31 protein-coding genes are annotated in these 25,056 nt (G+C 71.2%); 11 read left to right on the top strand and 20 right to left on the bottom strand.

Going from position 1 to position 25,056, the window contains the following annotated elements; translation table 11 throughout:
* Nucleotides 1-75: 75 nt before the first annotated feature.
* Nucleotides 76-1,377, bottom strand: coding sequence for an RNA-guided endonuclease InsQ/TnpB family protein (locus tag ACFV9J_RS13685; RefSeq protein ID WP_385353713.1), 1,302 nt, complete (start codon nucleotides 1,375-1,377; stop codon nucleotides 76-78).
* Nucleotides 1,378-1,408: 31 nt separating this feature from the next.
* Here ACFV9J_RS13685 and ACFV9J_RS13680 point away from each other — a divergent pair, with 31 nt between their 5' ends.
* Both ACFV9J_RS13680 and ACFV9J_RS13675 read left to right on the top strand, forming a co-directional pair.
* Complete coding sequence (locus tag ACFV9J_RS13680; RefSeq protein ID WP_385353711.1) at nucleotides 1,409-1,687, top strand: hypothetical protein; 279 nt, start codon at nucleotides 1,409-1,411, stop codon at nucleotides 1,685-1,687.
* Nucleotides 1,688-1,715: 28 nt separating this feature from the next.
* Nucleotides 1,716-2,078, top strand: coding sequence for a DsrE family protein (locus ACFV9J_RS13675; RefSeq protein WP_003974797.1), 363 nt, complete (start codon nucleotides 1,716-1,718; stop codon nucleotides 2,076-2,078).
* Between the two features lie 10 nt (nucleotides 2,079-2,088).
* On the opposite strand, the gene ACFV9J_RS13670 is transcribed toward ACFV9J_RS13675, so the two are convergent.
* From ACFV9J_RS13670 to ACFV9J_RS13650, 5 genes are all read right to left on the bottom strand, one after another.
* Complete coding sequence (locus tag ACFV9J_RS13670) at nucleotides 2,089-2,934, bottom strand: hypothetical protein (protein WP_385353709.1); 846 nt, start codon at nucleotides 2,932-2,934, stop codon at nucleotides 2,089-2,091.
* Nucleotides 2,931-3,686, bottom strand: coding sequence for a hypothetical protein (locus ACFV9J_RS13665; RefSeq protein ID WP_385353707.1), 756 nt, complete (start codon nucleotides 3,684-3,686; stop codon nucleotides 2,931-2,933). The genes ACFV9J_RS13670 and ACFV9J_RS13665 overlap by 4 nt, the downstream gene beginning before the upstream one ends.
* On the bottom strand, nucleotides 3,683-4,492 hold the full coding sequence (locus ACFV9J_RS13660; protein ID WP_385353705.1) for a hypothetical protein: 810 nt from the start codon (nucleotides 4,490-4,492) through the stop codon (nucleotides 3,683-3,685). Before ACFV9J_RS13660 ends, ACFV9J_RS13665 begins: the two co-directional genes overlap by 4 nt.
* Before the next feature lie 112 nt (nucleotides 4,493-4,604).
* Entirely contained in the window at nucleotides 4,605-5,369 is a 765-nt protein-coding gene (locus tag ACFV9J_RS13655) for a glucose 1-dehydrogenase (protein ID WP_385353703.1), read from the bottom strand.
* A 41-nt stretch (nucleotides 5,370-5,410) separates the two neighbouring features.
* The gene (locus ACFV9J_RS13650; RefSeq protein WP_385354092.1) at nucleotides 5,411-6,205 is read right to left on the bottom strand and encodes an SDR family NAD(P)-dependent oxidoreductase; all 795 of its coding nucleotides are present in this window, start codon (nucleotides 6,203-6,205) and stop codon (nucleotides 5,411-5,413) included.
* 102 nt (nucleotides 6,206-6,307) lie between these two features.
* On the opposite strand from ACFV9J_RS13650, the gene ACFV9J_RS13645 reads away from it, so the two are divergent.
* The gene (locus ACFV9J_RS13645; protein WP_385353701.1) at nucleotides 6,308-6,940 is read left to right on the top strand and encodes a TetR family transcriptional regulator; all 633 of its coding nucleotides are present in this window, start codon (nucleotides 6,308-6,310) and stop codon (nucleotides 6,938-6,940) included.
* A 12-nt stretch (nucleotides 6,941-6,952) separates the two neighbouring features.
* Here ACFV9J_RS13645 and ACFV9J_RS13640 read toward each other — a convergent pair whose 3' ends face one another.
* From ACFV9J_RS13640 to ACFV9J_RS13610, 7 genes are all read right to left on the bottom strand, one after another.
* Nucleotides 6,953-7,210: a DUF3099 domain-containing protein gene (locus tag ACFV9J_RS13640; RefSeq protein WP_385353699.1), complete on the bottom strand. Its 258-nt coding sequence runs from the start codon at nucleotides 7,208-7,210 to the stop codon at nucleotides 6,953-6,955.
* A gap of 100 nt (nucleotides 7,211-7,310) precedes the next feature.
* Entirely contained in the window at nucleotides 7,311-7,598 is a 288-nt protein-coding gene (locus ACFV9J_RS13635; protein ID WP_115743318.1) for a DUF1416 domain-containing protein, read from the bottom strand.
* 33 nt (nucleotides 7,599-7,631) lie between these two features.
* Nucleotides 7,632-8,477, bottom strand: a complete 846-nt coding sequence (locus ACFV9J_RS13630) for a sulfurtransferase (protein WP_385353697.1) — start codon at nucleotides 8,475-8,477, stop codon at nucleotides 7,632-7,634.
* A 445-nt stretch (nucleotides 8,478-8,922) separates the two neighbouring features.
* Complete coding sequence (locus tag ACFV9J_RS13625) at nucleotides 8,923-9,660, bottom strand: DUF2993 domain-containing protein (protein WP_385353695.1); 738 nt, start codon at nucleotides 9,658-9,660, stop codon at nucleotides 8,923-8,925.
* A 155-nt stretch (nucleotides 9,661-9,815) separates the two neighbouring features.
* A complete protein-coding gene (locus ACFV9J_RS13620; protein ID WP_385353693.1) occupies nucleotides 9,816-11,111 on the bottom strand; it encodes a hypothetical protein in 1,296 nt (431 codons plus the stop codon).
* A gap of 3 nt (nucleotides 11,112-11,114) precedes the next feature.
* Nucleotides 11,115-11,369, bottom strand: a complete 255-nt coding sequence (locus ACFV9J_RS13615) for a MoaD/ThiS family protein (RefSeq protein ID WP_003974810.1) — start codon at nucleotides 11,367-11,369, stop codon at nucleotides 11,115-11,117.
* 36 nt (nucleotides 11,370-11,405) lie between these two features.
* A complete protein-coding gene (locus tag ACFV9J_RS13610; protein ID WP_385353690.1) occupies nucleotides 11,406-12,266 on the bottom strand; it encodes an alpha/beta hydrolase in 861 nt (286 codons plus the stop codon).
* 250 nt (nucleotides 12,267-12,516) lie between these two features.
* Between ACFV9J_RS13610 and ACFV9J_RS13605 the strand changes: the two genes are divergently transcribed.
* The 5 genes from ACFV9J_RS13605 to ACFV9J_RS13585 all read left to right on the top strand — a co-directional run bounded on the left by ACFV9J_RS13605 (nucleotide 12,517) and on the right by ACFV9J_RS13585 (nucleotide 17,893).
* The gene (locus ACFV9J_RS13605) at nucleotides 12,517-13,338 is read left to right on the top strand and encodes a response regulator transcription factor (protein ID WP_385353688.1); all 822 of its coding nucleotides are present in this window, start codon (nucleotides 12,517-12,519) and stop codon (nucleotides 13,336-13,338) included.
* A gap of 42 nt (nucleotides 13,339-13,380) precedes the next feature.
* Complete coding sequence (locus tag ACFV9J_RS13600; RefSeq protein WP_123625091.1) at nucleotides 13,381-14,403, top strand: LacI family DNA-binding transcriptional regulator; 1,023 nt, start codon at nucleotides 13,381-13,383, stop codon at nucleotides 14,401-14,403.
* Between the two features lie 101 nt (nucleotides 14,404-14,504).
* A complete protein-coding gene (locus ACFV9J_RS13595) occupies nucleotides 14,505-15,554 on the top strand; it encodes a S1C family serine protease (protein WP_385353685.1) in 1,050 nt (349 codons plus the stop codon).
* 150 nt (nucleotides 15,555-15,704) lie between these two features.
* Nucleotides 15,705-16,451 (top strand): response regulator transcription factor, encoded by a 747-nt coding sequence (locus ACFV9J_RS13590; RefSeq protein WP_385353683.1) that lies wholly within the window; start codon nucleotides 15,705-15,707, stop codon nucleotides 16,449-16,451.
* Nucleotides 16,448-17,893 (top strand): sensor histidine kinase, encoded by a 1,446-nt coding sequence (locus tag ACFV9J_RS13585; protein WP_385353681.1) that lies wholly within the window; start codon nucleotides 16,448-16,450, stop codon nucleotides 17,891-17,893. The genes ACFV9J_RS13590 and ACFV9J_RS13585 overlap by 4 nt, the downstream gene beginning before the upstream one ends.
* On the opposite strand, the gene ACFV9J_RS13580 is transcribed toward ACFV9J_RS13585, so the two are convergent.
* Nucleotides 17,868-18,269, bottom strand: coding sequence for a RidA family protein (locus ACFV9J_RS13580; protein ID WP_382887131.1), 402 nt, complete (start codon nucleotides 18,267-18,269; stop codon nucleotides 17,868-17,870). The two genes, ACFV9J_RS13585 and ACFV9J_RS13580, sit on opposite strands and share 26 nt — an antisense overlap.
* A gap of 105 nt (nucleotides 18,270-18,374) precedes the next feature.
* Here ACFV9J_RS13580 and ACFV9J_RS13575 point away from each other — a divergent pair, with 105 nt between their 5' ends.
* Nucleotides 18,375-18,758, top strand: a complete 384-nt coding sequence (locus ACFV9J_RS13575) for a winged helix-turn-helix transcriptional regulator (protein ID WP_385353679.1) — start codon at nucleotides 18,375-18,377, stop codon at nucleotides 18,756-18,758.
* Nucleotides 18,759-18,764: 6 nt separating this feature from the next.
* On the opposite strand, the gene ACFV9J_RS13570 is transcribed toward ACFV9J_RS13575, so the two are convergent.
* From ACFV9J_RS13570 to ACFV9J_RS13550, 5 genes are all read right to left on the bottom strand, one after another.
* Nucleotides 18,765-19,163, bottom strand: a complete 399-nt coding sequence (locus tag ACFV9J_RS13570; protein ID WP_385353677.1) for a hypothetical protein — start codon at nucleotides 19,161-19,163, stop codon at nucleotides 18,765-18,767.
* Nucleotides 19,160-19,447, bottom strand: coding sequence for a hypothetical protein (locus tag ACFV9J_RS13565; protein ID WP_385353675.1), 288 nt, complete (start codon nucleotides 19,445-19,447; stop codon nucleotides 19,160-19,162). Before ACFV9J_RS13565 ends, ACFV9J_RS13570 begins: the two co-directional genes overlap by 4 nt.
* 88 nt (nucleotides 19,448-19,535) lie before the next feature.
* Complete coding sequence (locus ACFV9J_RS13560; RefSeq protein ID WP_385353672.1) at nucleotides 19,536-20,309, bottom strand: 2-phosphosulfolactate phosphatase; 774 nt, start codon at nucleotides 20,307-20,309, stop codon at nucleotides 19,536-19,538.
* A gap of 110 nt (nucleotides 20,310-20,419) precedes the next feature.
* The gene (locus ACFV9J_RS13555) at nucleotides 20,420-20,617 is read right to left on the bottom strand and encodes a DUF397 domain-containing protein (RefSeq protein WP_385353670.1); all 198 of its coding nucleotides are present in this window, start codon (nucleotides 20,615-20,617) and stop codon (nucleotides 20,420-20,422) included.
* On the bottom strand, nucleotides 20,614-21,447 hold the full coding sequence (locus ACFV9J_RS13550; RefSeq protein ID WP_385353668.1) for a helix-turn-helix domain-containing protein: 834 nt from the start codon (nucleotides 21,445-21,447) through the stop codon (nucleotides 20,614-20,616). Before ACFV9J_RS13550 ends, ACFV9J_RS13555 begins: the two co-directional genes overlap by 4 nt.
* Before the next feature lie 176 nt (nucleotides 21,448-21,623).
* Here ACFV9J_RS13550 and ACFV9J_RS13545 point away from each other — a divergent pair, with 176 nt between their 5' ends.
* A complete protein-coding gene (locus ACFV9J_RS13545; protein ID WP_385353666.1) occupies nucleotides 21,624-21,836 on the top strand; it encodes a hypothetical protein in 213 nt (70 codons plus the stop codon).
* A gap of 170 nt (nucleotides 21,837-22,006) precedes the next feature.
* Here ACFV9J_RS13545 and ACFV9J_RS13540 read toward each other — a convergent pair whose 3' ends face one another.
* Entirely contained in the window at nucleotides 22,007-23,881 is a 1,875-nt protein-coding gene (locus ACFV9J_RS13540; protein ID WP_385353664.1) for a bifunctional metallophosphatase/5'-nucleotidase, read from the bottom strand.
* 208 nt (nucleotides 23,882-24,089) lie between these two features.
* On the opposite strand from ACFV9J_RS13540, the gene mshD reads away from it, so the two are divergent.
* Nucleotides 24,090-25,019: a mycothiol synthase gene (gene mshD / locus ACFV9J_RS13535; RefSeq protein ID WP_385353662.1), complete on the top strand. Its 930-nt coding sequence runs from the start codon at nucleotides 24,090-24,092 to the stop codon at nucleotides 25,017-25,019.
* Nucleotides 25,020-25,056: the final 37 nt, after the last annotated feature.

Raw genomic sequence — 25,056 nt, 5'->3', positions numbered from 1 at the left:
CTCGGTGAACTCCCGAGATTCCCTCGGGGGAGCTGCGGGACCCGCCGCTGTGGAATTTTTGACATCCTCCCCCTCCTAAAAGAGAGGGATTCCAACCCAAGTGGGTTGAGGTTCACGAGCGCTCGGACGGCTGTTGGCCGTTGTCGCCCCTCCGGTACCGGCTGGGCGCCGGGGGCGAGGGATCCCGCCCTGTCCTACCGCGACATTGACTGCTGCGTTGGTGTCCGCGTTGCAGGTGAAGCCGCAGGATACGCACTCGAAGTCGGCTTGGCTCTTGCGTGACTTCTTCTCGATCCATCCGCAGGCGCTGCACCGCAGGGAGGTGTAGGGCGCGGGAACGTCCTCGACCCGGCCGGGGGCCTTCTGCCCGGTGCGCTGCCGCAGCAGGCCCCAGCCCTGCGCCAGGATGGCCCGGTTCAACCCTGCTTTCTGCCGGACCTGCCTGCCCGGCTGCTCCACAGTTCCTTTCGCGGAGCGGGTCATGTTCTTGATGTTCAGTTTCTCGAAGCGCACCAGGCCGTAGGTGCGGGCGAGCATGGTGCTGGTCTTCTCGCACCAGTCCTTGCGCCGGTTGGCCTCCCTGGCCTTGAGCTTGGCGGCCTTCGCGTACTCGGCAATTCTCTCCGGACTGCCTTTGCCCGCCCTGGCGGCACGTCGTTCGTGCTTGCGGATCCGGGCTCGTTCCCTGACGGTGAGCTGGGGGCACTTCAGCTTCCGCCCGTCCGAGAGGGCGGCGGTGATGCTCACGCCCCGGTCGATGCCGATAACCTCCTCTGTGCCCGGCACCTCGACCGGCTCCGGGATGACGGCGAACGCCACATGCCACTGGCCGTTCCTCAGCGTGACCCGGAACGTCTTCGCGTCGGGCAGGACTGCACCCTTGCCCCTGACGCTGAGGCGGAAGCGGACCCAGCCGCAGCCGGGCACCTTCACCTGCGCCCACCGCCGGTTCAGCCTCTGCACGACCACACAGCGGCCCATGACCTGCCTGCCGGTCTTCGCGTTCAGCTTGGGCGTGCCGTCCTCATGGTGCTCGGGAACACGGTCGGTACCGATGACGCGAAAGCCCTCATTCCGGTACTTCCTGCGCCAGGTCGGCTCACCGAACCCCGAGGTGAAGCGGGCGCTCTTGGCCTTCGCGAAGTCCCTGAGCGCCTGCTGCTGCACATCCGCGTTTCCCGCCGCCAACCACTCACTCTCCCGTCGGGCCTCGGTGAGCTGACGGCACTGCTCCGCGAAACCAGGCGCGGACCCGCGCCACCTACGCCAGTGCGCATGCTGCTCCACGGCCAGGTTCCAGACGTACCGGGCGTGCGCGCAGTGCGTGAGCATCTGCTCAGCCTGCGCAACCGTCGGATACATCCGGAAACGTGACATGGCAGCACTGTAACGGGCCAAATACGCCAGCATGATGGGATTCAATGAAACGTACAACGCCGGACGGCGCGGACCGCCCTACGAGGAGCGCCGGCGGGCGCAGCGGCTCGCCCCGCGGCGGGACCGTACTCTCCTCTCACCCGGTTTCGCGATGCCGCCGTGCCACCTGGACCACCCGCCGAGCCCCGTGGCGCCGAGCCGTGCCTCCCAACCACGGCGGTACGCCCGGCTGGACGGTGCCACCGTCAGCGGCCTGCTCACTGTCCTGTGCGTCGCGACGCTGCTGGTGACGATCACCTTCGCGGTCTGACGCCGCCCGCGAGGGCTACCCTTCCGGCATGGCGAAGAAGCTCGTGATCAAGGTGACGGCGGGGGCGGACGCGCCCGAGCGGTGTTCTCAGGCGTTCACGGTGGCTGCGGTGGCCGTGGCCAGCGGGGTCGACGTGTCGCTGTGGCTGACCGGTGAGTCCGCGTGGTTCGCGGTGCCGGGGCGCGCGGCCGAGTTCGAGCTGCCGCACGCCGCGCCGCTGCCCGACCTGCTGGACTCGCTCCTGGCGGGCGGCCGGGTGACGCTGTGCACCCAGTGCGCGGCCCGGCGCGACCTCACCGAGAAGGACGTCATCGAGGGCGTGCGCATCGCCGGCGCGCAGGTCTTCGTGCAGGAGGCACTGGCCGACGACACGCAGGCCCTCGTCTACTGAGCGGTCCGCGCTAGCCGAGGAGCCTGCTTTGCAGGGCGACCGTCTGCTGGAAGGGCACGGCGGCCGCCCCGCCCTCGCGGGTCTGCAGGACGACGGCCAGCACGTCCCCGGCGCCGAGGTACGCCTGCCTCACCTGCTCGGCGCCGTACGGCTCGGGCTCGATGTAGACCGAGTAGTACAGGTCGTCACTCACGGCCTCCGTCGGGAACTCCTCGTCGGGAAAGCTCAGATCCGTACCGCGCACGGCGTAGGCGGGCTCGCTGTACGACGCGAGGTGGCTGTTGCGCAGTTCGTCCACCACGGCCGCGGTGTCGAAGTGCAGCAGGTAGATCCGCGTGTGAGTGCCGTCGGCCGTGGTCCAGCCGCGAGCGGCGATGTGGCGCAGTCCGTAGTCGACGAACAGCTGCCGGAGCTCCTCCTGTTCGGAGGTGTCCCCGTACTCCTTGAGGAACCCGTCCGTCGCCAGCCAGCCGTCCTTGCCTCGCAGGCTCTTGTCCGGCTCGGCGCCCTCGGGCGCGGGCAGCACGAGCTCTCGCAGGTCCGCGTAGTGGGTGCCGGCCGGATTGGTTTCCGCGAACGGTCGGGGGCTGCCCGTCGGCAGCGCCGGGGCCGTCAGCTCGGGGTACGTCCAGCGCCCGTCCGTCCGGGTCGCCAAGCCCGGTACGTCCGTCCGGTCCATGCCCGTGACGCCGTACGCCGTGGCCGACCCGACCGCGGCGAAGACGGCGACGGCCGCGGACCAGCGCAGCACGCCGCGCAGGATGCGACGGTCCTTCCTCACCGCGGGAGGCACCGCAGCGGCGGCGGGCTGCTCGGCCTGTGCGGTGTGTGCGGTGTGTGCGGTCTGCTCGGTCACACCGCCACCCCGGTCTCGCCGAGGCGGTCGAGCTGCTCGGTCAGCAGCGCGGCGACGCCCTCGGCACCGAACGGCCGCACGCCTTCGGCGGTGGCGGAGACGAGGACGTCTCCCTGGGAGGCGGTACAGAACATGACGTCGAGTTCCTCATCCGATTCGCCCGGAAGGCGGTAGCAGCGGGCGTCCTTGTGGCCCTTGATGCTCGGTCCCGCCTCGAAGACTTCCAGGGATTCGAAGGCTTCGTTCCGGTCGCTCGCGCCGGAACGGGCCGCGCCCCGGTCCATCCGGGTCAGCACGATGCTGAGCGTGGCCGCACCGGTCTGCTCACCGTCGTGGAAGCCGCCCGTCGTGGCGTAGCTGCGCATCGCCACGCCCGTGATGTGCAGGCGGTCGATCTCCTTCTCCAGCTCCTTGCGCTGCGAGCGGGGCAGGTCGCTCAGCGACTCCTTGGTCAGAGCGGCCGCATGAGCACCGGTCAGCGCGGCGTCCGCCCCGAACTCCCCGAGGTCGGGGCCCCGCGTCCACCCGTCGGACCGGTACGGCACCAGGGCTCCGGACAGTCCGGTCGCCGGTGTCTCCTGCTCGCCGCCGGTCGAGGCACCGGGCGGTGTCCAGTCGGGGGCGCCGGAGGCCCGATCGGCGTCCTTGACCGTGTCGACGGTGTAGCCGACCGCTCCCACGACGACGGCCATCAGCAAACCGCCCGCGGCGACGGCAGTCCACCGCCCGCGCCGCGTCCGCTGCCCGCTCACAACCGCTCCATCTGCCGACGGGCCAGGTCCATGATCTGGTCCTTGCCGATCCGCTCCGTGTCGGCCATCCAGATCTCCATCTCGATGTCGCCCCGCCAGGCATGTGCCTCGGCGGAGTACAGCGGCGGAGACCCGTCCACGGACTCCGGACGGTTGTGCACGAACGCCTCGCCGTCACCGGTGCCGGGAATGGGCCACCTGTCGGTGTCGTCCTCCCGTCCCCATCCGGCCCAGTGCCGCCCGGTGTCGCTGCCCTCCAGCGCGGACAGGACTTCCTCCTGGTGGAACTGAATGAGCCGGATCTCCACGGTGCGGGTGGCGCCGGTCCTCCAGCGGGTGACGGCCGCCCGGCGGAAGTCGTCATGGACGTACTCCGAGAACTGCTCGCTCGGGCTCCCGAAGGTTCCGGCGTAGTTCGCGAGGTCCATCCACCCGTCGACGCCGTCCAGCCACTCGATCTCCCGCGCCCCGCGCGGCTTCTTCAACATCAGCTCGCGCAGGTCGCCGTCGGTACGCACCCGGCGGTCCTGGTCGGCGGGCAGCGGCTTCGGCGCCTTCCCCGTGCCGTGCGCGAGCGCGGCCTGCGACAGCGGCGGCAGCTTCGTCGGCTCCCGGCCCGCCTGCACGAGAACCCCGGTGCAGGCGCCGGCGACCAGCCCCAGCACGGCGGCGGCGGCGATGAGCAGGGTCGTACGCCCGCGCCGTCGGCTTCCTCCGGCCCTTTCGTCGGGCGCGGCTTCACCGTCGGCCACGGCCTCTTCGCCGGGCGCGGCCGGTGCCGCGGGTCTCGCCGGTTCCTCTTCCATGACGTCCCCCCACAGAACGTGAAGCGCGCGTTCCGTATGCGCGCACACAGGAGACCCGCAGCCGGGGTTCGGGGTTGCGGCGCCGTTGATCACGATTCGGCCGCGACGGGGCCTACTGCCCCATGACGTACGCCACGGTCGGACCGGTGGTCCAGCCGCCGTCCACCGCGAGTTCGGCGCCGGTGACGTAGGACGCGGCGTCCGAGAGCAGGAAGACGACCGCGCCGGCGATCTCGTCGGCGTCGCCGACCCGGCCCATGGGCGTGTTCGGGTACTTGCCCTCGCCGCGCTCGATGCCGACGGCCGCGGTCATCGGCGTGTACGTCATCCCGGGGTGCACGGAGTTCACGCGGACGCGGGCGGTGCCCCACTCCACGGCGCCGATCTTCGTGAGCCCGCGTACGCCCCACTTGGAGGCGCCGTAGCCGGCCGTGAGGGCGAGGCCCATCAGGCCGGCCGCGGACGAGATGTTGACGATCGATCCGCCGCCGGCCTCCTTCAGCGCGGGGACCACGGTCTTCATGCCGATGAAGACGCCGGTGAGGTTGACGTCGAGGACCTTGCGGAAGTGCTCGACGGACTCCGACTCCAGCGGCGTACCGGTCGAGATGCCGGCGTTGTTCACCAGGCCGTGCAGGGCGCCGAACTCGGTGACGGCGAAGTCGGCGACCCGGTGCCAGTCCTCCTCGGAGGTCACGTCGTGGTGCAGGAAGCGGGCGCGGGCGCCGAGTTCGCGGGCGGTGGCCTCACCCTCGTCGTCCAGTACGTCGGTGATCAGGACGTGCGCCCCGGCGGCGACCGCCTGCCTCGCGGCTTGTGCGCCGAGACCTCGGGCGCCGCCGGTGACGATGACGTTCTTGCCGGTCAGGTCGTGCATGGTGGGTGCTTTCCTTTCTGGGGTTCTGGGGGCGGGCGCCCTCAGAAGTGGGTGCCGCCGTCGACGCGGACCTCGGTGCCCGTGATGAACCGGCCGTCCTGCGAGGCCAGCATCGCGACGACCGACGCCACCGTCTCCGGACCGGCGAAGCCCTGGCCGAGTGCGGGGGAGAGCTTCGCGAACAGGGCCATGTCGGCGTCCTCGGGCAGCCCGGGACCGACGCTCTGCCCGCTGGCCCCGCTGCCGTCCGTCATGCCGGAGGAGATGGAGCCGGGCTGGACGGCGGTGAAGCGGATGCCGCGTCCCGCGTACTCGGCGGCCAGGGCGTGGGTCATGGACTGCACGCCGCCCTTGCTCGCCGCGTAGGCCGCCATGTACGGGTGTGCGAACACGGCCGAGGTCGAGCTGAAGTTGACCACCGCCGGGTCCCTGCCCTCCAGGAGCGCCGGGATCGCCTCGCGGATCACCAGGAAGGTGCCGACGAGGTTCACCGTCAGGACCCGGGTGAAGTCCGCGAGGCTGGTCTGCCCGGTGTGCGAGGAACGCAGGATGCCGGCCGCGTTGACCAGGACGTCGAGGCCGCCCAGCGCGTCCGTCGCGGCCCGGACCCCCTCGCGCACCGAGGTCTCGTCGGCGATGTCGACGACGAGCGTGGTGAGCCGGTCCGCGTGGGCCCCGGCCTTCTCCACGGTGTCCTTCAGGCCCGGCTCGCTGACGTCCGCCGCGACGACGGTGCCGCCCTCCGCGAGCAGCCGCAGCACGGTGGCCTGGCCTATGCCCGAGCCGCCGCCGGTGACCAGGGCGCGACGGCCTTCGTAACGATGCGAGTAGTTCATGTGGTTCATGTGGTTCATGTCCGTCACCGTACGCCTAGGTGGCACGTTTTGCCATGACGTCACGGCGTGCCGCCGGGTGGTCGCAGGCCGTACGCTTCTCGGGTGAGCACCGAGCCACCGCCCCCGACGCTGACCGAACGCCGCAAGGCGGCGACCCAGCTCGACATCGCGCACGCAGCGGCAGAGCTCTTCGCCACCCGGGGCCCGGAGGCCACGACGGCGGAGGAGATCGCCCGGCGGGCGGGGGTCGCGCTGCGGACCTTCTACCGGTACTTCCGCTCCAAGCAGGACGCCGTCGGCCCGCTGCTCACGGTCGGCGCCGACCGCTGGCGGGCGCTGCTGGCCGAGGCGCCGCCGGGCAGCGCGCTCGGTCCCGCCCTGCGCGGCGCGGTCGAGCAGGCGCTGGCGACGCCGGATCCGCAGGCCGTCGAGGCGCTGCTGCGCACGCGTGGTCTGCTGCGCGCCGCCGCGGACGATCCCGCGCTGCGGGCGGTCTGGTACCGCGTCAACCAGGAGTCGGAGGAGCTGCTCATTCCGGTGATCGCCCGGCTCACGGACGGCCGCCGGGACCCGCTGGAGGTGCGTCTGGTCGCCGCCGCGGCCACCGACGCCATCCGGATCGCCCTGGAGACCTGGTCCGGCACCGAGGCCGCGACCGAGGGCCCCGACTCCCCCGCCGACCTGGCGGTGCGCTGTCTGCGCAGCCTCCTCGGCGCCGGGGACGACACCCCTTAGTGGCCCTTCGCCTCAGTGGCGCTTCTTGCCGTCCAGCTCGTCCCACCACTCGTCGGACTGGGCGTCGCCCGACGGGTCGTCCCACCAGCGGTCGTCCGGACCGCGCCGGTTGGCGGCCATCGCGGCCACCGGGGGGATGAGCATCGTGAACACGCACAGGCCGACGGCCGCCGGGACGGACCAGAGGCGCACGACTCCCCAGGCCAAGACGAAGAGCACGATGCAGGTGCCCATCATGGCGAAGTAGACGTGCCGCCGCCGCGCGTACATACCTCCAGCGTAGGTCCGGACCCCCGGTCCGGACACGCCGAAGGGGCCGCACCCCAGGCGTCCAACCCGGTGGGTGCGGCCCCTTGGGCCGTTGCTGCCGTCAGACGGCGATCGCGACCTCCGCGAGGCCGCCCTGCTGGGCGACGACCGTGCGGTCGGCGGTGCCGCCCGGGACGAGCGCGCGCAGGGTCCAGGTGCCCTCGGCCGCGTAGAAGCGGAACTGGCCCGTCGCGGAGGTCGGGACCTCCGCCGTGAACTCGCCGGTGGCGTCCAGCAGACGGACGTAGCCCGTCACCGGCTCGCCGTCGCGGGTCACCTGACCCTGGATGGTGGTCTCACCGGGCTTGATCGTCGAGGCGTCGGGGCCGCCGGCCTTCGCTCCGCACATGTCGTACTCCTGAGGGGTTGAGAGGGGGCGGGCTTACTTGTTGGCGCCGAGCTCGATCGGCACGCCGACCAGGGAGCCGTACTCGGTCCAGGAGCCGTCGTAGTTCTTGACGTTCTCCACGCCCAGCAGCTCGTGCAGGACGAACCAGGTCAGGGCCGAGCGCTCACCGATGCGGCAGTAGGCGATGGTGTCCTTCGCCAGGTCGACCTGCTCGTCGGTGTAGAGCTGCTTCAGCTCGTCGTCCGACTTGAAGGTGCCGTCGTCGTTGGCGTTCTTCGACCACGGGATGTTGCGGGCGGACGGGACGTGGCCCGGACGCTGCGACTGCTCCTGCGGCAGGTGGGCCGGGGCGAGCAGCTTGCCGGAGAACTCGTCGGGCGAGCGGACGTCGACCAGGTTCTGCGCGCCGATCGCCTTGACGACGTCGTCGCGGAAGGCGCGGATCGCGGTGTTCTGCGGCTTGGCCTGGTAGTCGGTGGCGGCGCGCTGGGGCACCTCGTCGCCGGGGACCAGCTCGCGGGCGTCCAGCTCCCACTTCTTGCGGCCGCCGTCGAGGAGCTTGACGTTCTCGTGGCCGTAGAGCTTGAAGTACCAGTAGGCGTACGACGCGAACCAGTTGTTGTTGCCGCCGTAGAGGACCACCAGCGTGTCGTTGGCGATGCCCTTGGCCGACAGGAGCTTCTCGAAGCCCTCCTGGTCGACGAAGTCGCGGCGGACCGGGTCCTGGAGGTCCTGGGTCCAGTCGATCCGGATCGCGTTCTTGATGTGGTTCTTCTCGTAGGCGGACGTGTCCTCGTCCACCTCGACGATCGCGATGTCGGTGTCGTCCAGGTGGTCCTGCAGCCAGTCGGCGTCGACCAGGACGTCGCTGCGGCTCATGTTTTCTCCTCCGGGGCAGTTGCGGCGGGGCGTGCGGTGAGAGGGGGTGCGGGTGCGCGCTCGGGCCGTACGGCGGCGCGCGGGTGCCCCGGGCAGCCCGGGGCGGGGCGAGGGATGAGGGGGACACGGACGGCGACGTCGCCGTCCGCCTCAGAAGGTGCGACAGAGCATGGCGGCAACGCGGCACAGGTCCACTGCCCGCCGCTTCGTGAGGTCCGCCTGTCGCTTCATGAGTCCCGATCGTAGGGATTGAGGGCGGGCCGTGTCACCGACGTGTCGCATGATGAGACGCGATCGTCCGAAGTGTGGGATCAGGAGGCCCGTCGGCTTGCCCCGGAGAGCCGCCGGGGCTGACGCCGGCGTCGCCGCATCTGCGGTACGGACAGGGCCGTCTCGCCTGTCGGACACGGGCGTCGCCAGGGCCCCCGCGGCACCGGCCTTCGTCCTACCCGGCCAGCTTGACGTTCGAACCCTTCACCGTGATCTCGACGCCGTCCTTCGCCGCCTCGACCTTGTCCAGCTCGATGCCGCCCGGCAGCTCGTCGATGGTCTGCTGGAAGTCCGTGATGGCCCGGATCCGGGACTCGGCGAGCTGCTTGCCGCCGATCTCCGGCAGGCCGTCGGCGACGACCTCGACGTCGTTGTCCTTGACCTTGACCGAGCTGAGCACCTCGACCGGCTCGGGCACCTCGACCCCGAGCACCGTGGCCCGCAGCGACACCTTGATCTTTCCGTTGCCGCCGTCGGAGAGGCCGATGACCCTGGCGTCGATGCCGGGCGCGATCTCCGTGGGCTCGGACTTGGTGGCCTTCATCAGCTCGTCGTAGCCGACGGTCGCGGTACCGGTGGCGGTGGCCGCGGTGGCGGAGCTGTAGTCGCCGGAGAACTCGACGCCCTTCATGTGCGCGCGCAGCTCCGCGATGCGGATCTTCTCGCCGCCGTTGCCGGTGGACGCCTCGTAGTCGTCGATGCCGACCTCCACGTCGTCCAGGGAGCCGCCGGCGACCTGGGTGAGGAAGGGGAAGCCGTTGATGGAGACGTCCGGCGTCGAGGCGAGGTTCTCGGTGCTGCGCAGCTTGTCCGCGGCCTCGTCCTCGGCGAAGTTGACGGCGACACGGTCGGCGATCACGAAGAGGCCGCCCAGGATCACGACGACGATCAACAGTATTCGCAGTGCTCGCATGCGGTGTTTCCCCAACCCTGGACGTTCGACGGCGGCGGACCCGACGACCGGCGGCCGTCCAGCGCGAGCGTAACGCGGGCCGGTGGCACCCCCCGGGTTTTGTCGAACAGCTGTGACAGGGGGTGCCGCCACCCGTGACAGGGGCGCCGCCGGGCTCAGGCCAGGGCCCGGCCCAGCAGGTACACGGCCGGGGCCGCCGCCGCCAGGGGCAGGGCCACGCCCGCCGTGAAGTGGACGAAGCGGGAGGGGTAGTCGTAGGCCGCCACCCGCAGGCCGATCAGCGCGCAGACCGCCGCACCCGCGCCGAGCAGCGCGCCCGACGCCCCGAAGTCCGTCATCGAGCCGGCCGCGATCCCCGCCCCGGCCGCCGCGAGCAGCGCGACGACCACGGACGCCGGGGTCGGCAGCGGCAGCGCGCGGGCCACGGCCGCCACGGCCACCGCGATGCCGCCGACCGTCACCGCGTCCGCGTCGGCGGCGAGGTACCCGCCCGCGACGACGGCCAGGGCCGCCGCGGCGATCGACGCCATCAGGCCGTACATCCGCTCGTCGGGGTCGGCGTGCGAACGCAGTTGCAGGACGAGGGAGAGCAGCACCCACACCCCGAGCGTGCCGAGGATCGCCGCCGGGGAGCGGTCCGACACCAGCAGCGCCGCGTCGGCGGCGAGCGCGCCCGCGAAGCCCAGCGCGATGCCCTGCCGGGCCGGCCACATGCCGTTCAGCCGGAACCAGCCCGCCGCGGTGACCGCCTGGAGGACGACGAGCGGGACGAGGAGGGCGTACGTGCCGAGCGCCGCCGCGCCGGACAGCAGCAGCCCGAGCAGCGCGGTGAGGCCGGCCGGCTGCATGCCCGGGTCGATGATCGGCGAACGCCCCTCGGCCCGGGCCCGCTGCGCGTCCGTGATCCGCGTGTTCCCGGCGACGGTCGCGGGTCCGTAACCCGGATCGCCGGAGGCGGACGCGGCGGGGGCGGGAGCGGGGGTGGGGGTGGGCGCGGGGCTCGGCGCGGCCGTGACGTGCGCGTACGGCTCGGGCGACGGCTGCGGCTGCGGCTGCGGCTGCGGCTGCGGCGCGTACTGCTGAGGCTGGGGTTGCGGCTGCCCGTACCCCTGCGACGCGTACGGCTGGGGATGGGGCTGGGGCTGTGGCTGGGCGAGTGGCGGCAGGTATGCCGTCTCCTCCGCGGAGACGGGCGGCTGCACCTGCGTCTCCCAGGTCTGGCCCTGCCACTGCTGCGTGTACTGGCCGGCGTTCGGGTCCGGCTGCTGCTCCCGGTACCCCTGGTGCGACTGGTACGGCTGCTGCCCGGGCCACGCCTGGGCGTCGTACCCCTCGTACTGCTGGTTCCGGCCGTACGGCTGATTAGGGTCGTACGGCGGATTCGGGTCGTACGGCTGATGCGGGTCGTACGGCTGATGCGGGTCGTACGGCTGATGCGGCTGGTCGGTCATCGCTCACCCTCCTGCGAACGGCGGGAGCACCTCGACCGTGCCGCCCTCGGCCAGCCGTACCGTCTCATGCCCGCGGGTGCCCACGGGGTCGCCGTCGACGAGGAACGAGCAGCGCAGCAGCACGCGGGTGAGTTCGCCGGGGTGGCGCTCGCGGACCGCGCCGAGCGCGTCGGCGAGCGTCGCCGCGTCGTAGGGCTCCTCGGCCACCCCCGCCGCGGCCTTCGCGGCGGCCCAGTAGCGCACCGTGACCTTTGCCATCTCGTTCCTTCGTCGTCGCCGATGAACAACGTCAGGCTAGCCCGCCCGGGCCACCGCCCAGTCGCCGATGCGGTCGAGGAGCGCCTCGCCGGAGGCGTTCTCGGCGTGGCCCATGCCGGGCTCCAGCCAGAGTTCGCCGTGGTCACCGGCGGCCTCGGCCAGCATCCGGGGGTGGTCGAGGGGGAAGTAGCCGTCCCGGTCGCCGTGCACGACGAGCAGCGGCGTCGGCGCGATCCGTGCCACCGCCTCCACGGGCGACAGCGGCACCGGGTCCCAGTCCCGGTGGTGGATCCGGGTGCGCAGGCCGTAGCGGCCCACCAGGCGCCCGGCGGGGCGCATGACCAGCCAGTGCAGCCGGCGCATGGGCGCCGTGCCCCGGTAGTACCAGCGGGCGGGGGAACTGACCGACACGACGGCGTCCGTGCCCGCCCCGGCGTCGTCGGCGTACAGCGCGGCGTGCCGCAGGACCACCGAGCCGCCCATGGAGAAGCCGACGGTCACCACGCGCGCGTGCCCGAAGCCCCGCGCCCACGCCACCGCCGCGGCCAGGTCGAGCACCTCGCGGTCGCCGACGGTGGACCGCCCGCCGGACGCGCCGTGGCCCCGGAAGGAGAACGTGACCACGGCACCGTGCCGCGCGAACGCCGCCGCGATCCGCCGCACGTGCGGCCGGTCGGCGTCGCCCGTGAAGCCGTGCGCGACGACGAATACCAGGTCAGATGGGTCGCGGCCGCGCGGTCCCGGCTCGTACACGGCGTCGATGGGGACACCGTCGGCCGTACGGAGGAAGGTGCGCGCGGGCGTGCGGCGCGGCGCTCCCCGGGGCGTCTCGGGATGCGGACGATTGGCTGGACCACGGGTGGAACGCGCCACATGACCCGGCGGTCGGTTGCTCATGTCGGCTATTCTGCTGGGAAGAGGACTCGGGCAACGTAGCCCCCGGGTCCTTTTGTGCTTTCGGGAGCGATGCCTGGCGGGCGCCGGGCGTTCACCTCCCGGACGCCACCAGTAAGAAGCAGTGCCGCAAACTCCCCCACTGCCTTAAGGGCGTGGGAGGTACCCCCATCGCAGGGACCCAGGAGGAACCAGACGATATGGGCGAGCGAACCGGGCACGACCACAAACCGTCCCAGGCAGGTGGGGCGCGATGAGTTCTCTGCTGCTCCTGACCAACGCCCTCCAGCCGTCGACGGAGGTGCTTCCCGCCCTCGGCCTGCTGCTGCACAACGTACGCGTCGCCCCCGCCGAGGGCCCCGCCCTCGTCGACACCCCCGGCGCCGACGTCATCCTCGTCGACGGCCGCCGCGACCTCCCCCAGATCCGCAGCCTGTGCCAGCTGCTGCGCTCCACGGGCCTCAGCTGTCCGCTGGTCCTCATCGTCACCGAAGGCGGGCTGGCCGCCGTCACCGCCGACTGGGGCATCGACGACGTACTCCTGGACACCGCCGGTCCGGCGGAGGTCGAGGCGCGGCTGCGGCTGGCCACGGGCCGCCAGCAGCTCGGCGGCGACGACTCCCCCATGGAGATCCGCAACGGCGACCTGTCGGTGGACGAGGCGACGTACTCCGCGAAGCTGAAGGGGCGGGTCCTGGACCTGACCTTCAAGGAGTTCGAGCTGCTGAAGTACCTCGCCCAGCACCCGGGGCGCGTGTTCACCCGCGCGCAGCTGCTCCAGGAGGTGTGGGGCTACGACTACTTCGGCGGCACCCGCACGGTCGACGTGCACGTACGGCGGCTGCGCGCCAAGCTCGGCCCCGAGCACGAGTCGCTGATCGGCACCGTCCGCAACGTCGGCTATCGCTTCGTGACGCCGGAGAAGCCCGAGAAGGGCGAGAAGGCCGAAAGGGCCGGGAAAGCCGAGAACGCCGAGAAGGCGGAGAACGCCGGGAAGGCGGAGCAGGCCGAAGCGCCCGGAAAGGCGGCCGCCGGGGCGGACGAGGCGGCGGGCGCAAGGTCATCCAAGGTGTGATACGCCCTGCCCGGAGCGGGTCCATCCGCGTAGACTCCGCGCGTGGCCAAGGTGACTCGGGATGATGTGGCGCGACTGGCGGGGACTTCCACCGCCGTCGTCAGCTACGTCATCAACAACGGACCCCGGCCGGTCGCCCCGGCCACGCGCGAGCGTGTCCTCGCCGCGATCAAGGAACTGGGGTACCGCCCGGACCGGGTCGCCCAGGCGATGGCGTCGCGGCGCACGGACCTCATAGGCCTGATCGTGCCGGACGCGCGCCAGCCGTTCTTCGCGGAGATGGCGCACGCGGTCGAGTGGGCCGCCTCCGAGCGCGGGAAAATGGTGCTCGTCGGCAACAGCGACTACGTCGGCGAGCGCGAGGTCCACTACCTGCGCGCCTTCCTCGGCATGCGCGTCTCCGGCCTGATCCTGGTCAGCCACGCGCTGAACGACAACGCCGCCGCCGAGATCGACGCCTGGGACGCCCGGGTGGTCCTGCTGCACGAGCGCCCCGAGGCCATCGACGACGTCGCCGTCGTCACCGACGACCTGGGCGGCGCCCAGCTCGCCGTACGCCATCTGCTGGAGCACGGGTACCCGTACGTCGCCTGCATGGGCGGCACCGCCGAGACGCCGTCCGTCGGCGACCCGGTCTCCGACCACGTCGAGGGCTGGAAGCGCGCGATGAAGGAGGCCGGGCTCTCCACCGAGGGCCGGCTCTTCGAGGCGCCGTACAACCGCTACGACGCGTACCGCGTGGGTCTGGAGCTGCTCTCCGGGCCGCAGCGGCCGCCCGCGATCTTCTGCTCCACCGACGACCAGGCGATCGGCCTGCTGCGCGCGGCCCGCGAGCTGCGCATCGACGTCCCCGGCGAGCTGGCGGTGGCCGGGTTCGACGACATCAAGGAGGCGGATCTCGCCGACCCACCGCTGACGACGGTCGCCTCGGACCGGTCGGCGATGGCACGGGCCGCCGTCGACCTGGTCCTGGACGACGGCCTGCGGGTGGCGGGCTCCCGCCGCGAGCGGCTGAAGGTCTTCCCGTCGCAGCTGGTCGTACGGCAGTCCTGCGGCTGCGCGTAGCCACGCCGCCGGGCCGCCTTTATATCGGGCATACGAGGTTCTGCCGGGCTTCTCAGGCAGCACTCAGGCCGCTCTCATCCGCGGGCGGGAAGCTCATGGACATGACCGAGAGCCTCCGCCACAACGGCGAGTACGAGCACGCGAACCCGTACCAGGGACCCCACCAGCACGCCTCCTCTCCCGTCAACCCGGAGTGGCCGCCCCCGCCGGCCCAGCCGCCCGGGAGCCACCCCACGCAGCCCCTGCCCGAGCCGCAGCCCGAGCCGCCGCACGGCAGGCGCCCGGCCCGGCGGCGCGGCCCCGCCGCCCTGCTGGTGGCCGTGGCGATCGTCGCGGCGGCCGTCGGCGGCGGCACGGCGTACGGCATCCAGGAGCTGACCGGCAGCGACACCGTCGCCGCCGGCTCGACCAGCACCAACGTGGTGCCCTCCAGCCAGAAGGGCACGGTCTCCGGCGTCGCGAAGGCGGTCAGCCCGAGCATCGTCGAGATCAACGCCACCTCGAACGCCGGCTCCTCCACCGGTTCCGGCGTGATCATCACCGACGACGGCGAGATCATCACCAACAACCACGTCGTCGCCGGTGCCTCCTCCGTCAAGGTGACGACGAACGACGGCAAGCAGTACACCGCCGACGTCGTCGGCACCGACAGCAAGAAGGACCTCGCGCTGATCAAGCTGGAGAACGCCTCCGGCCTGAAGGCCGCCACCCTCGGCGACTCCGACGGCATCGGGGTCGGCGACCAGGTCGTCGCCATCGGGTCCCCGGAGGGCCTGACCGGCACCGTGACCAGCGGCATCGTCTCCGCCCTCGACCGGGACGTGACCGTCTCGACGGACGAGGGCCAGCAGCAGCAACAGCAGCGGCAGGGCGGCCAGTGGCCGTTCGAGTTCGGCGGGCAGCAGTTCAACGGCGACACCGGCTCGTCCACGACGACGTACAAGGCGATCCAGACCGACGCGTCCCTCAACCCGGGCAACTCCGGCGGCGCGCTGATCGACATGAACGGCAACATCATCGGCATCAACTCCGCGATGTACTCGGCGACCGAGTCCTCCGCGAGCGCGGGCAGCGTGGGCCTCGGCTTCGCCATCCCGATCAACACGGTCAAGGCCGACCTGCCGGAGCTGCGGGCGGGCGCGAGCAACTGACGAGCAACTGACGAGCACCTGACGAGCACCTGAGCGGGCGCGAGCAGCTGACGAGCACCTGAGCGGGCGCGAAGACGTGCGACGCTGAAGGCGTTGACACCACGGTTGACTCCCGTACCCGCATCCGACCGCATCCGAGGACCCGAGCCCATGAGCCCCGCAGACGCCGACCGCGACCGCGACCGCGAGATCCAGCGCATCCTGATCGTCGACGACGAGCCGGCGGTCCGCGAAGCCCTTCAGCGCAGCCTCGCCTTCGAGGGGTACGACACCGAGGTCGCGGTCGACGGCGCCGACGCGCTGGAGAAGGCGGCGGCGTACCGGCCCGACCTCGTCGTCCTGGACATCCAGATGCCCCGCATGGACGGCCTGACCGCCGCCCGCCGCATCCGCGGCGCGGGCGACCTGACGCCCATCCTGATGCTGACGGCCCGCGACACGGTCGGCGACCGGGTGACCGGCCTGGACGCGGGGGCGGACGACTACCTGGTCAAGCCGTTCGAGCTGGACGAGCTGTTCGCCCGCATCCGCGCGCTGCTGCGCCGCAGCTCCTACGCGGCGGCCGTGGAGGCCACCGCCGAGGACGACGACACCCTCACCTTCGCCGACCTGACCATGGACCTGGCGACCCGGGAGGTCACCCGGGCCGGACGCCCGGTGGAGCTGACCCGCACCGAGTTCACCCTGCTGGAGATGTTCATGGCGCACCCGCGCCAGGTCCTCACCCGGGAGCAGATCCTGAAGGCCGTCTGGGGCTTCGACTTCGAGCCGTCGTCGAACTCCCTCGACGTGTACGTCATGTACCTGCGCCGCAAGACCGAGGCGGGCGGCGAGCCGCGCCTCGTGCACACCGTCCGCGGCGTCGGCTACGTCCTGCGGCAGGGCGGCGCCGAGTGACAGGCCTGGTCCGCCGGGTCCGCGCCCTGCCGATCCGGGCGCGGCTGTCGCTGCTGGTGGCGGCGGCGGTGGCGTTCGCGGTGGCGGCGGCGGCGGTCGCCTGCTGGTTCGTGGTCAAGAGCGTGCTGGTCAGCTCGCTGGACGAGGCCCTCAAGGCGAACCGCATGACCAAGCAGCAGGTGAGCCAGTACGTCAACCTGCGCAGCGGCGAGTGCGCCCACGATCCCGTCACGCACGAGCAGAACCCCTTCGGCTCGTCCGTGCAGCTCGTGGACGGCAAGGGCGGGAGCTGTCTCATCATCGGCACGCAGGAGGTGCCGCTCAGCGACGCCGACCACGCCGTGGCCGAGGGCAGGACCACCGACGCGCTGCACGACGCCACGGGGGACGACGGTGCCCAGTACCGGGTCTACACCTACAGCGTGCTGCCCGAGCTGGGTGTGGCCGTCTCCGCCGCCCGACCGCTGGGCGAGGTGAACCGCTCCCTCAACGACCTCGCCCTGGTGCTCGTGATCGTCGCGGGCGCGGGTGTCGTCGGAGCCGGCGCCGCCGGGCTGTGGGTGGCGCGCACCGGCCTGCGCCCCGTCGACGATCTGACCCGGGCCGTCGAACACGTCGCCCGCACCGAGGACCTCACGGTGCGCATCCCGGTCGCGGACGACAGCGACGACGAGATCGCCCGCCTGTCCCGGTCCTTCAACAGCATGACCTCGTCCCTGGCCAGCTCCCGCGACCTCCAGCAGCAGCTCATCGCCGACGCGGGCCACGAACTGCGCACCCCGCTCACCTCGCTGCGCACCAACATCGAGCTGCTCACCCGCAGCGAGGAGACCGGCCGCCCGATCCCGGAGGCCGACCGCAAGGCGCTGCTCGCCTCGGTCAAGGCCCAGATGACGGAACTGGCGGCGCTCATCGGCGACCTCCAGGAACTCTCCCGCCCCGACACCGGCCAGCACGAGGGCCGCACCCGCATCCTCGCCTGGCACGACGTCGTCGAGTCGGCGCTGCGCCGCGCCCGGCTGCGCGGCCCGGAGCTGGCGATCGACGCGGACGTCCGCCCCTGGTACGTACGGGCCGAACCGGCCGCGCTGGAACGCGCGGTGGTCAACATCCTGGACAACGCGGTGAAGTTCAGCCCGGACGGCGGCACGATCGCCGTACGCCTCGCCGCCGGCGTCCTCACCGTCCGCGACCACGGCCCCGGCATCCCCGCCGACGAACTCCCCCACGTCTTCGACCGCTTCTGGCGCTCCCCGAGCGCCCGCGCGCTGCCCGGCTCGGGCCTGGGCCTGTCCATCGTGGCGCGGACGGTGCAGCAGGCGGGCGGCACGGTGGACCTGACCCGCGCCGACGGCGGCGGCACCACCGCCACGATCCGGCTGCCGGGGGCGCCGGTACCGCCGCCGGAGCAAGACCTCAGGCAGGCAGCCGAAGATCGATGACGAAGCCGATCTCGACGACCTGACCGGGCAGGGTCAGCTCGGTCACGCCCAGGACCGTGCTGGCCGGGCGGTGCTCGCCGAAGTACGCCAGATTGCCCCGCGCCACCGCGGCGGCGTGCTGCCGCAGGTCCACCACGTACTGGGTCTGCGACACGATCTGGTCGCGGGTGGCTCCGTAGTGCTCCAGGACCCGGTCCATGTTGGCGTGGGTGCGCCGGAGCTGGGCGGCGAAGTCACCTCCGTCCGGGAACTCACCCGCTTCGTCGAACGCGAGCTGCCCGGAGACGTGGACCAGCTCGCCCGACCTGATCGCCTGGGAGTAGCCGAAGTCGTCCTCGGCCGGCACGTCGAACCGGAAGACATCGTGGGTGGTCATGGTGCTCGCCTCTCAGTCAGGTCCACTCTCTTGTGGTTACTCGGGAACCGTAGGAGAGTGATGGCTGAACTGGAAGAACGCACTTTTCGGTGACTGGGGTACCTAATGGTGACCAAGCAACTGCTCAACGGCCTGCCCGAGGACGCGGACCTGCGGCGCGCGGACTCCCTGGCCCGGGAGATCTTCTCGGACGTCGCCAACAAGTGGGCGCTCCTGATCATCGAGGCGCTCGGCGAGCGCACCCTGCGCTTCAGCGAGGTGCGCGGCGAGGTCGAGGGCATCAGCCACAAGATGCTCACCCAGAACCTGCGGATGCTGGAGCGCAACGGCCTGGTCGACCGCACGGTGCATCCGACCGTGCCGCCGAAGGTCGAGTACACCCTCACCGGGCCGGGCCGCGCCCTGCGCGCCACGGTCGACGCGATCTGCGACTGGACCCAGCACCACCTCGCCCACATCGAGGGAGCCCGGGAGCGTTTCGACGCCTGACGGACGTCAGTAGTAGCCGAGCATGCCGGGCGAGTCGATGTCGACGGTGACGACGCCGGGTGGATACGCATCCTCCCGGTCCGTGAGGAGGATGGACATGCCGGTGAACTCGGCGCGCGGCAATGCGCAGTACAGCGCGTGACAGGTGTCCGCTCCTCCGTAACCGTCGCGGATCATCGTCCCGACGGTGACCGAGCCGGCCGTGTCCAGGTCGTCGACGACCACCGACGAGAAGGCCAGAACGCGTCCGCCCGCCCCCGCTTCCTCCGATTCCGCCTGCACGAGGCACAGGGCGGGAATGCGCAACAGGTCACCCGGCGTACGGGCCATGTTTCCGGCGAGCAGGTTCAGCGTCTTGTGACCGTCCGCGAGCGCACGGGTCGCACCGGTGTCCAGGATGATCACGCGGCGGCACCCCGGGCCATACGGATCTTCTCGGCGGCGATCCGGTAGATGTTGCCGAGAACGTCGGGAGCCCGGTCGAACTCCTCGTCGCTGATGTCGACGCCCACAACGTCGCGGACGACTCGGCGGTCGGCCGCCACCTGCTCCGCGATCTGCTCCGCCGTCGGCTGCTCCGAGGCCAGCTGCTCGACGAGCTGCCCGAGGGTCATGCCGCGTTCCTTGGCCACCTGCGCGAGGTGGTCGCGGGCCCGGCGCGACACCTGAATGGTCGTGTTCTCTGCCATGGACCCACCATAGCCACATTACGGCCAGGAGACTGCCGTCCACCGCCTCCTTCACCCGAAGGTGTCTCCGGCGCTCACCCCGCTTGACTCAGCCTGTCGTGCCGTGCGGCCCCGCACGGGTGAAGGCCCGGTCGATGAGGACTGGCACGGTCTTGCTGTCGCCAACCTTGCTTGCGATCGCGACATCGTCGGCAAATCCTCCCTGGGCCAGTTCGAGACCTGACGAACAGGTGGCAACGGCGCGTCCGACGTCGGGGTTCCGCTCGAAGCAAGTCCGTGCGGCAGCGGCCTCGGGAGACAGCGGACCGACGCCTTGTGCCTGCAGTTCAGCAATGATCGCCCCAGCGCCGAGCAAATCCTCCAACGCGGGTCGCAGACTGCCGTCCGGCCAGCGCTCTCCTGCGGCAATTACGGCAACCGGGTGTGCAGGAGTTCCGTATCCGTGAAGAGCCAGCCATCGGCCCAGCGCTGTCGCGTTGCGCAAACATCCGGCGACCACTGTCGATCCGTCCGCTGCCGCGGCGATGGCGGAGCCGTTGGGGGACGGCAGCACCAGCCGCGGGGTGAACGGGGCTCGGCGCAAGGCGGCTGGTGACAAGGACCACGGTGAGGTCGTCGTGGCGGCTCGGCGACCGACGGCCAGTTCGGCGGCCATCTGCCCGGCGAAGGCAGACGCTGTCTCATCACGCCAGGGATAGGGGAAGACGCAGGTCCCCGACTCGACGGCGACCGTCACTGATGTCGTGAACGACAGGACGTCGACCACCACGAGACAGGAGACCCCGGGGGCGAGACGCTGTGCACCGGTGGGGCCCCACTCGAAGCGGACGCCGTGTCCTGGCTGCATGTACCAATCGCTCATGCGAGCGAGTCTGCCAGGGAAGACATCGCGGGAGTCGAGGGATCCGAGAGTCGACCGGCTCGGCGGTGTTCCAGCCGACGGGAGGGCCACCGGTCAGTACCGAAGAGCGGTTACGCCTTTATCCCCGCCACGAACGCCCCCCACGAAGCGGTGACGAAGGCCAGCACCCGCCCGTCCGGCATCTTGCTGTCCCGCACCGGCACGAGGCCGGGGCAGCCGTCGGCGACCTCGACGCAGTTGGTGCCGCCTCCGTCACTGTAGGAGGACTTGCGCCACGTCGCGGTGGTGAGGTCAGGGATTCGGATCATGATCTGCGCTCCTCCAGAAGGCCCTTGATGAACGCCATCGACTCCACCGGAGTCAGAGCCGCGTCCCTGACGAGATCGTAGGACAAGCGAAACGACAGGACTTTGTCCGGATCGTCGATCAACTCACCGAAGCCGTTGCCTTCCACATAGGCAACAGGGTCGCCGACTCGCTGCCACAAGAGCCACAGGTGGCTGTCCATGAGGTCATGCACACCGGCCGAGTAGGGCAGCACCTGAAGCGCGACGCACGGCAGTTCCGCCGCGTCCAACAGGTGCGACAGCTGCCCCTCCCACACCTTCAGGTCAGGAACGGGCCGCCGCAGTGCCCCCTCGTCCAGGATTACCCGGATACTGGGCGCCGGTCGGCGGTGCAGCACTTCTCGCCGCCCCAGGCGTAGGGCCACTTGTTCCTCGACTGCCTCGCCGTTGCCTGCCGTTGTCTGGGCACCGGGCAACCCCGACAACACTGTCCGGGCGTAGTCCTCGGTTTGCAGCAACCCTGGGACTCGGAGCTGGAACAGCCACATGAGCCGGGCCGTCGCCTCCAGTTCCATGAACGCCTTGTACTTGTCTTTGATGACCTCCTGACGCGCGTCCCGCCAGAGACGGACCAGCAGGTCACCCGTGCCGTGAGACCTGTCCAGGTCCTCCATGACCGCACGCTTGGAGAGCCGTTCTCCCTTCTCCAAGCGGAACAGGTAGCTCTTGTCGTACGAGGTCTCCTCGGCCAGCTGTCCGAGTGATCTGCCCGCCTTCTCCCGCAGTATGCGAAGCGTCTGCCCAAGCTCTGTGCGCCTCGACTCCCGTTCACCGCCCGGGCTTTCGCCCACGTCACCCCCTCCCGTTGCCTGCCGTGCAGACAACGCCGGTCCCCTTTCGCAGAGTACGCCGAGGAAGTGACGCTACGCACACGAAAAGACGCCCGTCGCCACCCCACGCCCCTCGCGTTCTGCCGTGGTATCTCCGCCCCCCGGGTCACGCCCCGGCCGGAGAAGAGGAGCCGACCATGGCCCACGGGGTGGATCCGAACTCCTGCGAACACACCCCCGAGGCGATTCGGACGACCCTGCACCGGCGCCCCGACTGGTTGCAGGCGTTCGAACAGGAGTGGCTGAGCGCGGCCGCCGACTTCGCCTGCGCCACGCCGGGCTACCCCGACGAGGTCGAGCAGACCGTCAGGCGCATGACGGAGGACGACACGTGTCCAATCGCCACGTAGTCGTCAACGTCATTGACCTCGTGGCCCTCTGACATCGACACAGTGCCTCCTCCGCAACGAGGAAATCACCGGCCACCTGTTGGCCACGCTCGGGAGCAACAAAGGGGCCCGGCACATCCGTGGCCTCGCGGCCGTCGGATGCCGGGCCCCTTCCTGGAGCCGGCCGTCGCCTACTCCACGACCGTGATCCGGTCCGCCGCCGGGGGCGTGATCGGGTCGGTCGCCGAGGAGTTGGCCGTCAGGTACTGCTCGAAGGCCGCCAGGTCGTCCGCGCCGACGCGTTCGTTCGTGCCCTCGCCCAGGGTCGTGAAGCCGTCGCCGCCGCCCGCGAGGAAACTGTTGGACGCGACGCGGTAGGTGGCCGTGGGATCGATCGCGGCACCGTTGAGCCGGATGGAGTCCGTGACGACGCGGTCCGCGGCCGACTTGGTCAGGTCCAGGGTGTAGGTGAGGCCGGAGGAGACCTGGAGGATCTTCGGGGCCGCCTCGTTCGGGCCGCTCACCTGCTCCTTGAGGACCTGGATCAGCTGCGCGCCCGTGTAGTCCTTGAGGTTCACCGTGTTGGCGAAGGGCTGGACCGTGAAGCCCTCGGCGTAGGTGACGACGCCGTCGCCCTCGGCGCCGGAGGCCGTGTAGGTGATCGGGGCGCGGATGCCGCCCGGGTTCATCAGCGCCAGGTCGGTCTCCGGGTCCTGCGCCTTGCCGTACGCGAACTGCGCGTCGGCGATCAGGTCGCCCAGCGGGGACTCGGTGCCGTCGCGGTCGATGTCGGCGGAGACGTAGCCGATGGGGCGGTTGCCGATCGGGGCGGCCAGGGCGCTCCACTTGCCGATCAGCCGGGTCATGTCGGGCGCCTTGGGGACGTCCCGCGTCACCACGTGGTTGGCCGACTTCACCGAGGTACGGGCGATGTCACCGGTGCGGCGGTCGTAGGTCAGCGTGGTGTCCGTGTAGAGGCGGCCGAAGGACGAGGCCGAGGTGACCATGCGGGGGTTGCCCGCGGGGTCGGGGATCGTGCAGACGTACGCGTTGTGGGTGTGGCCGGTGACCAGCGCGTCGACCTGCGGGGTGATGTTCTTGGCGATGTCGACGATCGGGCCGGAGATGCCGTCGCCCGCGCCCGGGGAGTCGCAGTCGTAGTTGTAGGAGGACGAGGCGGGGAAACCGCCCTCGTGGATGAGGGCGACGATCGACTTCACGCCCTGGCGCCGCAACACCTTGGCGTACTTGTTGATCGTCTCGACCTCGTCCTTGAACTTCAGGCCCTTCACGCCCTCCGCCGAGACGATGTCCGGAGTGCCCTCCAGGGTCACGCCGATGAAACCGACCTTGACGCCCCGCTGCTTCCACACCCAGTAGGGCTTGAGGAGGGGCTTCCCGGTCTTCTCGTCCAGGACGTTCGCCGCCAGATACGGGTAGTCGGCGCCCTTGAACTCCTTGTCCGTGTAGCAGCCCTCGGTGGGGTGGCAGCCGCCGTTCTGGAGACGGGCCAGCTCCTTGGCGCCCTCGTCGAACTCGTGGTTGCCGACGCTCGTCACGTCCAGGTCGAGCTTGTTCAGCGCCTCGACGGTCGGCTCGTCGTGGAAGAGGCCGGACAGCAGCGGGGAGGCGCCGACCATGTCGCCGCCCGCGGCGGTGATGGAGTACCGGTTGCCCTTGCGGGCCTCGCGCAGATGGGTGGCCAGGTACTCCACGCCGCCCGCGTCGATCGTCTTCGTCGTGCCGTCCGGCTGGACCTCGGTGACCCGGCCGGAGGAACCGGCGGGCGGCTCCAGATTGCCGTGCAGGTCGTTGAAGGAGAGCAGCTGGACGTCCTGATAACGCCCATGGCCGTGTCCATGACCGTGACCGTGACCGCCATGACCGTGACCGCCATGACCTTGCCCGTGACCGCCGTGGCCGCGGTCGTGCCCGCCCGCGCTCGCCGAGGCCGGCAGCGCCGCCGCGGCGAGCGCCCCGGCGGTGACGACGGTGGCGGCGGCGACCAGGAGACGGCTCGTACGGCGTCTGCGACGCGGCTGGTGCGGCTGTGCTGTGGCTGGCATGCGCCCCCCTGTGGGTGTGCGTGGCGCGAGCCGCTGAGGAGACGGCTCGTCGGCGCAGCAGCCTAGAGTCAACGCGCGTAGCGCGACAGGGGCCTCCGGGTTACAGCCTGATTTAACTTCGCCCTCTTCCTCGCCCTCTTCCCCGCCCCCTCCGTCGTCCTCGTCCACTGCCGCCGCTTTGCCCCGCCCGCCCCTTACCCTCGTACGCATGACCAGCGACGACACCGTGCGGCCCGGCCGCCCCCGCTCGATCGAGACCCTCGCCGAACTCACGCCGGAGCAGACCGACGCCGTCCTCGCCCTGCTCACCGAGGCGGCCCGGAACGACGGTCAGCACGCCGTGTCCGAGCAGGGCCGGCTGCAACTGCGCGGCCCCGCCCGGGAGGGCGTCGTACACCTCCTGCTCACCCTGGACGGCGGTGAACTCGTCGGCTACGCCCAGCTGGAGGGCACCGACCCGGTCGAGCCGCCGGCCGCCGAGCTGGTCGTCCACCCCTCGTACCGGGGCCAGGGACACGGACGGGCCCTGGGCTCCGCGCTGCTCGCCGCCTCCGGCAAGCGGCTGCGGATCTGGGCGCACGGCGGGCACTCCGCCGCCCGGCACCTCGCGCAGGTGCTGGGGCTCTCCCTCTTCCGCGAACTGCGCCAGCTGCGCCGCCCGTTGACCGGCCTGGACCTGCCGGAGCCGCGGCTGCCCGAAGGCGTGAGCGTGCGCACCTTCGTGCCCGGCCGGGACGACGCGGCCTGGCTCGCCGTGAACGCGGCCGCCTTCGCCCACCACCCCGAACAGGGCTCGCTCACCCAGCGCGACCTCGACGACCGCAAGGCCGAGCCGTGGTTCGACCCGGCGGGGTTCTTCCTCGCCGAGCGGGACGGCGAACTGATCGGCTTCCACTGGACCAAGGTGCACGCCGAGGAGGGGCTCGGCGAGGTGTACGTCCTCGGCATCCGCCCCGACACCCAGGGCGGCGGCCTGGGCAAGGCCCTGACCACCATCGGCCTGCGGCACCTGGAGGGGCAGGGCCTGCCCACCGCGATGCTGTACGTCGACGCCGACAACAAGGCGGCGGTGGCCGTCTACGAGCGCCTCGGCTTCACCACCCACGAGACGGACCTGATGTACCGCACGGAGACCTGAGCCGCCGGGGCCGCTCCGGCGAGACGACCCGGTGAAG

It is taken from the genome of Streptomyces sp. NPDC059906 (assembly GCF_042730645.1).
Lineage (GTDB): Bacteria > Actinomycetota > Actinomycetes > Streptomycetales > Streptomycetaceae > Streptomyces > Streptomyces rubrogriseus.
The sequence above is the reverse complement of the archived record's forward strand: the minus strand, read 5'-3'. Positions and strand labels throughout refer to the sequence as shown.